This is a genomic window from Bradyrhizobium sp. ORS 375, assembly GCF_000239775.1.
Lineage (GTDB): Bacteria > Pseudomonadota > Alphaproteobacteria > Rhizobiales > Xanthobacteraceae > Bradyrhizobium.
This window is the reverse complement of record NZ_CAFI01000181.1, coordinates 1-10,424: the sequence shown is the minus strand read 5'-3', so window position 1 is coordinate 10,424 and position 10,424 is coordinate 1. Positions and strand designations below refer to the sequence as shown.

The 10,424-nt window shown below is 66.3% G+C and carries 8 protein-coding genes; 2 read left to right on the top strand and 6 right to left on the bottom strand.

Going from position 1 to position 10,424, the window contains the following annotated elements; genetic code table 11:
* Positions 1 to 282: 282 nt before the first annotated feature.
* Positions 283 to 2,124: a single-stranded-DNA-specific exonuclease RecJ gene (gene recJ / locus BRAO375_RS15570; protein WP_009028422.1), complete on the bottom strand. Its 1,842-nt coding sequence runs from the start codon at positions 2,122 to 2,124 to the stop codon at positions 283 to 285.
* 308 nt (positions 2,125 to 2,432) lie between these two features.
* Here recJ and BRAO375_RS15565 point away from each other — a divergent pair, with 308 nt between their 5' ends.
* Positions 2,433 to 3,518, top strand: coding sequence for a methyl-accepting chemotaxis protein (locus BRAO375_RS15565; protein ID WP_009028421.1), 1,086 nt, complete (start codon positions 2,433 to 2,435; stop codon positions 3,516 to 3,518).
* A 6-nt stretch (positions 3,519 to 3,524) separates the two neighbouring features.
* Here the strand turns inward: BRAO375_RS15565 and BRAO375_RS15560 are convergent, their stop codons facing one another.
* The 5 genes from BRAO375_RS15560 to BRAO375_RS38590 all read right to left on the bottom strand — a co-directional run bounded on the left by BRAO375_RS15560 (position 3,525) and on the right by BRAO375_RS38590 (position 8,542).
* Entirely contained in the window at positions 3,525 to 4,244 is a 720-nt protein-coding gene (locus BRAO375_RS15560) for a haloacid dehalogenase type II (protein ID WP_009028420.1), read from the bottom strand.
* 15 nt (positions 4,245 to 4,259) lie between these two features.
* Complete coding sequence (gene glpX / locus BRAO375_RS15555; protein WP_009028419.1) at positions 4,260 to 5,261, bottom strand: class II fructose-bisphosphatase; 1,002 nt, start codon at positions 5,259 to 5,261, stop codon at positions 4,260 to 4,262.
* 204 nt (positions 5,262 to 5,465) lie between these two features.
* On the bottom strand, positions 5,466 to 6,779 hold the full coding sequence (locus tag BRAO375_RS15550; protein ID WP_009028418.1) for a homoserine dehydrogenase: 1,314 nt from the start codon (positions 6,777 to 6,779) through the stop codon (positions 5,466 to 5,468).
* Positions 6,780 to 6,815: 36 nt separating this feature from the next.
* Positions 6,816 to 8,036, bottom strand: a complete 1,221-nt coding sequence (locus BRAO375_RS15545; RefSeq protein WP_009028417.1) for an LL-diaminopimelate aminotransferase — start codon at positions 8,034 to 8,036, stop codon at positions 6,816 to 6,818.
* A gap of 209 nt (positions 8,037 to 8,245) precedes the next feature.
* The gene (locus BRAO375_RS38590) at positions 8,246 to 8,542 is read right to left on the bottom strand and encodes a hypothetical protein (protein WP_244423198.1); all 297 of its coding nucleotides are present in this window, start codon (positions 8,540 to 8,542) and stop codon (positions 8,246 to 8,248) included.
* Between the two features lie 238 nt (positions 8,543 to 8,780).
* Between BRAO375_RS38590 and BRAO375_RS15535 the strand changes: the two genes are divergently transcribed.
* A partial coding sequence (locus BRAO375_RS15535; protein ID WP_035640528.1) for a PHA/PHB synthase family protein occupies positions 8,781 to 10,424 on the top strand: 1,644 nt, incomplete at its 3' end.

Sequence of the window (10,424 nt, the reverse complement as noted above, 5' to 3'; positions counted from 1 at the left end):
TTTCGATGAGGGTTTTGATCAGGCATCACTCGGGCGCATCGACGCGGCGAGATCGAATGGTCATGCTTGCACTTGATCATGTGGGGCGCGATGCACACCACGCACTCCGGCGTCGTCCCGGCCTCCGAGCCGGGACCCATACCCACAGGGAGGCGTGTGAGGCACGATCGCAGTGGGCATCTCGTCTCACAACTTCTGCTGCGGCGCATGGGTCCCGGATCGGCGCTTCGCCGACGCGAGCGTCGTCGAAGCTTGTCCGGGACGACACTGCGGGTGGGACTGCTACCTGATCATCGCCGGGCCATGATCCGGCACGGCCACATCGAGCACGCGCAGCTGCACGCGCTCGACGCCCTGATAGCGATCGACGGTGAGGGTGCCCGCGACATGCAGGACCTGGCCGCGATGCTGGACCAGGGCATTGCCGAGCTTCTGGCCGACCGAGCGGAACGCGATGGCGTTCACGGTGGCGCCGTCGCCGGACTTGAAACGCAGCTTGAGATGCGCCTGCCCGACCTCGTCGGCATAGACCAGCTGATGCGACGGCAGCGCCACGATCGGCTCGGGATTGCCGCTGCCGAACGGACCGGCGCGATTGAGCGTCGCGACCAGCTCGGGCGTCGCCGCGCGGGCGCTGATCGCGCCATCGATCAGGATCTCGTTGACGTGGCGCGCCTCCGCGACCTCGGCCGCGAGCGCGTTCTCGAGATAGGCGCGAAACTCCGCCAGCCGCTCCTTGCGCAAGGTGACGCCGGCGGCCATCGCGTGCCCGCCGCCCTTCATCAGGATGCCCTGCTCCACCGCGTGACGCACCGCGCGGCCGAGATCGACGCCGGGGATCGAGCGGCCCGATCCGGTGCCAATGCCACCCGGCTCGAGCGCGATCGCGAACGCCGGCCGCGCGAACTTTTCCTTCAGCCGCGAGGCCACCAGCCCGACCACGCCCGGATGCCAGCCTTCGGATGCGGTGACGATGACCGCGCCCTTGTCCTCCAGACCCAGCGAAGCCAGCGCCTCGGCCTCGGCCTGCGCTTCCGCATGCTGCTCAATGATGCGGCGCTCGCTGTTGAGCCGGTCGAGCTCGGCGGCGATCCGCGCGGCTTCCGACACGTCTGTTTCCAAGAGCAGCCGCACGCCGAGATCGGCGCGGCCAATGCGGCCGCCCGCATTGATCCGCGGCCCCAGCATGAAGCCGAGATGCCAGGCTTCCGGCGGACCATTCAGCCGCGCGACATCCATCAGCGCGGTGTGGCCGACATGGTCGCGCCGGCGCATCGCGATCAGCCCCTTGGCCACGAAGGCGCGGTTGAGCCCGACCAGCGGCGCGACATCGGCCACGGTGCCGAGCGCGACGTGATGCAGCATGCCGAGCAGATCAGGCTCCGGCCGCGTGCCGCTCCAGAAGCCGCGGCCGCGCAGCTCGCGGTTGACTGCGACGAGCGTCACCAGCGTCAGCCCGACGGCGGCGAGATGGCCAAGACCGGAGAGATCGTCCGGCCGGTTCGGGTTTACCAGCGCCTCGACCTCCGGCAGCTCCTCGCCGCATTGATGGTGATCGATCACCACCACGGACATGCCGAGCCGCCGTGCCTCCGCGAGCGGCTCCAGGCTGGTGGTGCCGCAGTCGACCGTCACCAGCAGGGTCGCGCCCTTGTTGGCCAGCGCACGGATGGCTTCGACATTGGGGCCGTAGCCCTCGAAGATGCGGTCGGGGATATGGATCAGCGGATCGAGCCCGCAATGCCGCAGATGCCACGCGAGCAGCGCCGCCGAGGTCGCACCGTCCACGTCGTAGTCGCCGAAGATCGCGACCTTCTCACCTTTCACGGCGGCATCCGCGATACGCTGCGCCGCCGCCTCCATCTGCGTCACGGTGAACGGGTCCGGCATCAGCTTGCGGATGGTCGGGTCGAGGAAGTCGTTGACCGCGTCGAGCTCGACGTCACGTCCGGCCAGCACCCGCGCCAGCATCTCCGGCAACTGATAGCGCTGCACCATGGCGAGCGCCCGCGCCGCCCCGCGCGCGTCCAGCCGGTCGCGCCACAGCTTGTTGGTCAGCGACAGCCGCACGCCGAGGAACGCCTGCGGGGCGCTCAGGGGCAAGGCAAGGGCGGACGGTGCCATCGGGCTATGGGCCTCGCATACGGCATGGCGATTCGAAAACGACGGCGCCGAATCTACAGCAAGTCGTCGCGCTCCACAGGCTCCGGCCAGGGAACCCACTGGAATCGCGCTGCATCATCGGTGGAAATCACAACCAGAGCGGGGCAACTGATGACATATAGTGCGGCTTGCCTAAAATTACAGCTGTGTTCAGGAGCGTGCATTAAACGCGCGTTAGGCGAACTCCGTAACATTTCAATCAAATTATACCGACTGAATTGCTCGCCGTCTCCGCACCGACCGAGACAGCGATGAAATGGAGTTGTTCAATGTTGGCAGCGCCTGAGCTGAAGACCGCCCCCTCGACTGCGCCCTTTCCCACGGCCCCCCAGGACGAGACCGACGTCTCGGCGTTGATCGCGCGGCTCACCGGCGAGGTCAACCAGATCGCCTGCGAAAAGACCAAGTCGATCCAGCAGATCACGAACCAGATGAAGATGCTGGCGCTGAATGCGCTGATCGAGAGCTCGCGGGTGGGCGCGCAAGGCGCGGGCTTCGCGGTGGTCGCGCAGGAGGTGCGCGCGGTCGGCCAGCAGGTCGAGACCATCGCGCGCGAGTTGGAGGGCCAGCTCACGACGCGCACCGGCAATCTCAAGAGCTCGATCGAGCGCATGACCGAGCGGGCGCGCGGCGAGCGCATGGTCGATCTGGCGCTGAACGCGATCGAGCTGATCGACCGCAATCTCTATGAGCGGACCTGCGACGTGCGCTGGTGGGCGACGGATTCCGCGGTGGTCGATTGCGCCGGTTCGCCCGATGCCAACCGCGTCGCCCATGTCTCCGAGCGGCTCGCCGTGATCCTCTCCGCCTACACGGTCTATCTCGATCTCTGGCTGTGCGATCCCAGTGGCAAGGTGATCGCGAACGGCCGGGCCGACCGCTACAACGTGGTCGGCCAGAGCGTCGCCGACACCAGATGGTTTCGCGAGGCGCGCGGCCTGCGCTCGGGCGACGACTACGTCGCCGGCGACGTCGAGTGCCAGCCGCTGCTCGGCAACGCCCAGGTCGCCACGTACTGCGCCTCGGTGCGCGAGGACGGCAAGGCGCATGGCAAGCCGCTCGGCGTGCTCGCGATCCATTTCGACTGGGAGGCGCAGGCGCGCGCGATCGTCCAGGGCGTGCGCGTCAGCGAGAGCGACAAGGCGCGCGCGCTGCTGGTGGATTCCAGCCTTCGCGTGATCGCCGCCTCGGACGGCCAGGGCATCCTGAGCGAGCGGGTCTCGCTGAAGCTCGATGGCAAGCGCAGCGGCTTCTATCAGGACGCGTCCGGACGCATGATCGCCTTCCACGCCACGCCGGGCTACGAGACCTACAAGGGGCTCGGCTGGTACGGCGTGATCGTGTCGGGCGGATAAGGAGGATTAGCAGCCGAGCCGGTCGGCGATGCCGTTGAAGTCGGCGGCGACGATGTCCCAGGCGCCGGTGGCCTCGAAGTCGCGGCTCTGCAGCGGGCCGTATTCGGTCGGGCGCGCGACGAAGGCGGTCTTCAGACCGTAGCGTTGGGCGGCCTCGAGATCGTTGTTGTGTGCGGCGACCATCATGACCTCGCCGGGCGCAAGACCGAGCAGACGCGCGGCGCCGAGATAGGTCTCGGGGTCAGGCTTGTAATGCTCGAACAGCTCGGCGGAGAGAACGAGGTCCCAGGGCAGCCTCGCGAACTTCGCCATATTGGTGAGCAGCGCGACATTGCCGTTGGAGAGCGGCGCGATGATGTATTTGGACTTCAGCCGGGTCAGCCCGGCGACGCTGTCGGCCCACGGATGCAGCCGGTGCCAGCCGCGGGTGAGATGATCGAGATCGGCCTCGGTAAGGCCGGTGATGCCGAGCTTGGCGACGAGCGTCTCAAGCGAGCGCCGGTGCAGCACGTCGAGGATGACGTAGCCGCGCTCGGGATGCTTGCGGACCTCGTCCATCGAGCCGACATAGAGCCCGCGCCAGCCATCGACCAGCGCGGTGCAGTCGCCCTGGATGCCGCGGGTCTTCGACCACGCCGTGAAGTCGTTGATCAGGCTGGTGCGCCAGTCGACGACGGTGCCGAACACGTCGAACACCAGCGCCTTGACCAGGGAGAGATCGGACATCATGCCGCTCCGCCGTCAGTCGAGGTGAAACTTCTCCAGCTGCCGGTGTTCGGCGCGGATGTAGCGTACGGTGCCGGTGACGGAGCGCATCACGACGGTCTCGGTTTCGATGACACCGTCCTTGCGGAACTTGACGCCGGAGAGCAGCGAGCCGGTGGTCACGCCGGTCGCCGCGAACAGACAGTCGCCGCGGGCCATGTCCTCGATGCCATAGATCATCTTGGGATCGCCGACGCCCATCTTGTGGGCGCGCTCGCGCTTCTCCTCGGTGTCGAGGATCAGGCGGCACTGCATCTGGCCGCCGATGCAGCGCAGGGCCACGGCCGCCAGCACGCCCTCCGGGGCGCCGCCGGTGCCGAGATACATGTCGACGCCGGTGTTGTCGGGATCGGCGCAATGGATCACGCCGGCGACGTCACCGTCCGTGATCAGGCGCACGGCGGCGCCCGTCGAGCGCACGCCCTGGATGATGTCGGCGTGCCGCGGACGGTCGAGCACCAGCACGGTGATGGCCGAGGGATCGACGCCCTTGGCCTTGGCCAGACGACGCACGTTGTCAGCCGGGGTCGCGTCGATGTCGACCACGCCCTTGGCGTAGCCTGGGCCGACCGCGAGCTTCTGCATGTAGACGTCGGGCGCATGCAGCAGGGTGCCGCCATCGGCCATCGCCATGGTCGCGATCGCGCCCGGCATGTTCTTGGCGCAGAGGGTCGTGCCCTCGAGCGGATCGACTGCAATGTCGACCTTCGGCCCGGCATTCAGACCGACCTTCTCGCCGATGTAGAGCATCGGCGCCTCGTCGCGCTCGCCTTCGCCGATCACGATGGTGCCCTCGATCGGCAGCTTGTTGAGCTCGCGGCGCATGGCATCGACCGCTGCCTGGTCGGCCGGCTTCTCCTGGCCATGGCCACGCAGACGCGCCGCCGACACCGCCGCCCGCTCGGTCACGCGCACCAGCTCCAACGTCAGGATGCGCTCGAGCAGCAATTGTTGCGGGACGGAAATCTGCGTCGACATCGGTCAACTCCTCAAGGCGTCACGGCGGACATCCGCCATCAAAATCTACCGCTCGGACGGCGTCCCCACGAACGACGTACGAGTCGGGCGGCCGGCACCGGTCTAGGTGTCGCCGTCCCTGCATTCTGCGTTTTGAGCATGAACCTCAGCCAAACGCCACGCGTTTGTTTGAGCAGGGACAAGCGGTTCCCTGGGCATCATAGGCTAATTCTTCTCGATCCGGATGACCTGCGGCTTGCCGCTGATGACCTTGTCGCGCTGCACGGCCTGCAGCGCCCTGTGCACGGCGTCCTCATGGGTCGCGTAGGTGATCAGGATCACCGGCACCGGCCCACCCTTGGCGGATTTCCCTGGCTCGCTGCCATTGGGATGGCGCTGGACGATCGATTCGATCGAGATCTTCTGCTCAGCGAGCCGGGTCGCGATCGTCGCGGCCGTACCGGCGTGATCGCGCGCCATCAGGCGGATGTAGTAGCCGCCCTCGTGGCGCTCCATTGGCGCCTTTTCGGTCGCCTGCAGCTTGTCAACCGGACGCCCGAACGGCGCCGAGCGAATGCCGCGCGCAACGTCGGCGATATCTGCCACGACCGCGGACGCGGTGGCTGCGCCCCCTGCTCCCGGTCCGACCAGCGTGATCGGCGGAATGCCTTCGCCGTCGATCGTGACCGCATTGGTCACATCCATGACCTGAGCGATCGAGGAGGATTTCGGCACCATGGTCGGATGAACCCGCTGCTCGATGCCCTTGGCGGTGCGCACGGCGACGCCGAGCAGCTTGACGCGATAGCCGAGCTCCGCCGCGGCGCGCAGATCCTCCGGGGCGATCGAGGAGATACCCTCCACATAGATGGATTTCTCGGCCACCTGGGTGCCGAACGCCAGGCTCGCCAGGATCGCGAGCTTCTGCGCAGTGTCGTGACCGTGGATGTCGAACGACGGATCAGCCTCGGCATAGCCGAGGCGCTGCGCGTCCTTCAGGCACTCGTCGAACGACAGGCCCTCCTGCTCCATCCGGGTCAGGATGTAGTTGCAGGTGCCGTTGAGGATGCCATAGACGCGGTTGATGCCTGTGCCGGCGAGACCTTCGCGCAGGGTCTTGATGACCGGAATGGCCGCCCCGACAGCGGCCTCGAAGTTCAGCGCGCCGCCGTGCTTCTCGGCGGCCTTCGCGAGCTTCAGCCCGTGCTTGGCGATCAGCGCCTTGTTGGCGGTGACCACCGACTTGCCAGCCTTCAGCGCGGTGTCGATGGCCGAGAGCGCGGGATCACCGGCGCCGCCCATCAGCTCGACCAGGCAATCGACCTCGGGGTCGGCGGCCAGCGCCAGCGGATCCTTGGCCCATTTGATCCCAGAGAGATCGACGGCCCGCTTTTTCTTGGACCGCGCCGTCACGGCCACGACCTTCACCGGGCGCCCCGTCCGCTCGGCGAGCACGCGCCCCTGCCGCTCGATCAGACGAACGACCTCGGCACCCACGGTGCCGAGGCCCGCGATGCCCACTCTCAGGGGTGCGACCATGGAATCAAAGAACCTGCAGCAAGGAAAACGGGAGACTCAGCGCCGGTTGGCGAGAGGAACCACGTTGTGCAACGTTTCGATGCCGCTTTCAAGGAAGCGGCGGACGCCGCGCGCGGCCTGCCGGATGCGCTGCTCGTTCTCGACCATCGCGATGCGGACATAGCCTTCGCCATGCTCGCCGAAGCCGACGCCGGGCGACACCGCGACGCCGCACTTCTCCACCATGAGGGTCGCGAACTGCATGCTGCCGAGGGTCTTGAACTTCTCGGGCAGCGGCGTCCAGGCGAACATCGATGCCTCCGGCGACGGGATCTCCCAGCCGGCCCGGCCGAACGACTCGACCAGCGTGTCCCGGCGCTTGCGGTAGACCTCGCGCATCTCACGAATGCAGTCGTCCGGACCGTTCAGCGCTGCCGTGGCGGCCACCTGCACCGGCGTGAACGCACCATAGTCGAGATAGGATTTCACGCGCGCCAGCGCCGCGATGATGCGCTCGTTGCCAACGGCGAAGCCCATGCGCCAGCCGGCCATCGAATAGGTCTTCGACATCGAGGTGAACTCGACGGCGACATCCATCGCGCCCGGCACCTGCAGCACCGACGGCGGCGGGTTCTTGTCGTCGAAATAGACCTCGGCATAAGCGAGGTCCGACAGGATCAGGATCTCGTGCTTCTTCGCGAATGCGACCAGGTCGCGATAGAAATCGAGGCTCGCGACATAGGCGGTCGGGTTGCTCGGATAGCACACGATCAGCGCCAGCGGCTTGGGAATCGAATGGATGATCGCCCGCTCGGCCGCCTCGAAGAATTGCGGCGTCGGCTCGGCCGGCACGGAGCGGATCACGCCGCCCGCCATCAGGAAGCCGAAGGCGTGGATCGGGTAGCTGGGGTTCGGGCACAGGATCACGTCGCCCGGCGCGGTGATCGCCTGCGCCACGTTGGCGAAACCTTCCTTCGATCCGAGCGTCGCCACGATCTGGGTATCGGGATTGAGCTTCACCCCGAAACGGCGATCGTAATAGGCCGCCTGCGCGCGGCGCAGGCCGACGATGCCGCGGGAGGCCGAATAGCGGTCGGTGCGCGGCTTGCCCAAGGTCTCCTTGAGCTTCTCCAGCACATGCGCCGGCGCCGGCAGATCGGGATTGCCCATGCCGAGGTCGATGATGTCGGCCCCGGCGTTCCGCGCGGCCGCCTTGGCCCGGTTGACCTGCTCGAACACGTAGGGCGGCAGACGGCGGATGCGGTAGAAATCTTCCATGGGTCTCTCGGCTCCGGCAACCGGGGGCGGATCAGCCAGCAGCGCTGGCCCGGCGGTGACGCCCCCCTGAAATCCGTGCTAGATCATGAACTTAGCACGGCCTTGCGGCCTGACGGGCGACGACACGCTGTGGTGCGGTTGATTCCGGTGTTTTATCATGGACGTCGCGCCGCGCCAGACAATTACGTGGCCAGCGGCGCCTCGGGCGCTCAGCGGTCCCTGACCGCCGTGCCTGCCGAAGCCTGGCGGTCGCGCGCGGCGCGGAGCTCCTTTTCGATCCGGGCCCGTTCCTCCAGCGACATGATCGGGGTCTCGCGGTCGCGCGGCACATCGTTGACGGGCAGGTATCCGCTCTGCTCCTTCGGCCGCGCCGCAGCGTCGGCCTCCAGCGACGGCATGTCGGCGATCTGGCTGGAGCAGCCGGACAGCGCGACGCAGGAGCAAAGCCCCACGCCCGCCACAAGGGCTCGCGCCCTCGTCCTCCAGCCCTCGCTCACCAGCGCCACGCCACAGCCCCCACCGCCACCAATCGCAACACGGCACATTTTGCCGCACTACAACCAATTGTCACTCGAAAGATTGATTGGTTGAACAGGTATTTCGACCCGCCCTACGAGTTCACCATGGCCGAAGCAAGAGCAATTTTCGCAGCGCAACAGACAGACATCGAATTAACCCCAAACTCCCGGATTGTTGATCACGCGCGGTGACGAAACGATTCCGACGCGATAGTGTGAGCAGGCCATGACCGACGTTCCGAACAACACCAATTCACAAAAAACATTCGACGCCGAAGCCTTCGCGACGAACGTCGCGAGAGCGATGGAGAGCAGCGGCAAGGCGCTTGCGGCCTATCTGAAGCCGCGTGAGACCGGCGAGGTTCAGGACCGGCCGCCGACCGAGCTCACCGAAGTCGTGAAGTCGTTCACGGCCGTCGCGGACTACTGGCTGTCGGACAAGGATCGCGCCAGCGATATCCAGACCAAGATCGCCAAGGGCTATCTCGACCTGTGGGGCTCGGCCTCGCGGCGGCTGGCCGGAGAGCAGGCGCCGCCGGCGATCTCGCCGTCGCCGCGCGACAAGCGGTTCGCCGATCCGGAATGGAAGTCGAATCAGTTCTACGATTTCGTCATGCAGGCCTACCTGCTGACGACGCAGTGGGCGCAGGATCTCGTCCACAATGCCGAAGGCCTCGATCCGCACACGCGCAAGAAGGCCGAGTTCTACGTCAACCAGATCACCAATGCGCTGGCACCGTCCAACTTCGTGCTCACCAACCCCGAGGTGATGCGGCAGACGGTGGCGTCGAGCGGCGACAATCTCGTGCGCGGCATGCAGATGCTCGCCGAGGACATCGAAGCCGGCAAGGGCACGCTGAAGATCAGGCAGTCCGACCCGGCCAATCTCGAGGTCGGCGTCAACATGGCGACGACGCCGGGCAAGGTGATCTTCCAGAACGAGATGATGCAGCTGATCCAGTACGCGCCGACGACGGAGAACGTGCTGCGCACGCCGCTCCTGATCGTCCCGCCCTGGATCAACAAGTTCTACATCCTCGATCTGCGCCCGGAAAAATCCTTCATCAAATGGTGCGTCGATCAGGGCCTCACGGTGTTCGTGATCTCCTGGGTCAATCCCGACAAGAAGCTGGGGACCAAGACCTGGGAAGACTACATGAAGGAAGGTCCGCTCACCGCGATGGACGTCATCGAGAAGGTGACGGGCGAGATGAAGGTCCACACGATGGGCTATTGCGTCGGCGGCACCATGCTGGCGACGACCTTGGCCTGGCTCGCCGACAAGCGTCGCCAGCGCGTGACCTCCGCGACCTTCCTCGCCGCCCAGGTCGACTTCACCCATGCCGGTGATCTCCTGGTGTTCGTCGACGAGACGCAGATCTCGGCGCTGGAGCGCGACATGCAGGCCTCGGGCGTGCTCGAGGGCAGCAAGATGGCGATGGCCTTCAACATGCTCAGGTCGAACGACCTGATCTGGTCTTATGTCGTCAACAACTACCTCAAGGGCCAGCCGCCTCAGGCGTTCGACCTGCTGCACTGGAATTCGGACGCGACGCGGATGTCGGCGGCCAATCACTCCTACTACCTGCGCAACTGCTATCTGGAGAACCGGCTGACCTCGGGCACCATGGTGCTCGACAACACGCTGCTCGATCTCTCCAAGGTCAAGGTGCCGGTCTACAATCTGGCGACCCGCGAGGACCACATCGCGCCGGCGGACTCCGTGCTGTACGGCTCGCAGTTCTTCGGCGGCCCGGTGAAGTACGTGCTGTCGGGCTCCGGCCACATCGCCGGCGTCGTCAACCCGCCCTCCTCCGGCAAATACCAGTACTGGACCAACGACCAGATCCACGACATCTCGCTGAAGGAC

Coding starts and splice junctions, on each gene's coding strand:
- BRAO375_RS15550 (WP_009028418.1), bottom strand. CDS start 6,779: ATGGTCGCACCCCTGAGAGTGGGCATCGCGGGCCTCGGCACCGTGGGT.
- glpX (WP_009028419.1), bottom strand. CDS start 5,261: ATGTCGACGCAGATTTCCGTCCCGCAACAATTGCTGCTCGAGCGCATC.
- BRAO375_RS15565 (WP_009028421.1), top strand. CDS start 2,433: ATGTTGGCAGCGCCTGAGCTGAAGACCGCCCCCTCGACTGCGCCCTTT.
- BRAO375_RS15560 (WP_009028420.1), bottom strand. CDS start 4,244: ATGTCCGATCTCTCCCTGGTCAAGGCGCTGGTGTTCGACGTGTTCGGC.
- BRAO375_RS15545 (WP_009028417.1), bottom strand. CDS start 8,036: ATGGAAGATTTCTACCGCATCCGCCGTCTGCCGCCCTACGTGTTCGAG.
- recJ (WP_009028422.1), bottom strand. CDS start 2,124: ATGGCACCGTCCGCCCTTGCCTTGCCCCTGAGCGCCCCGCAGGCGTTC.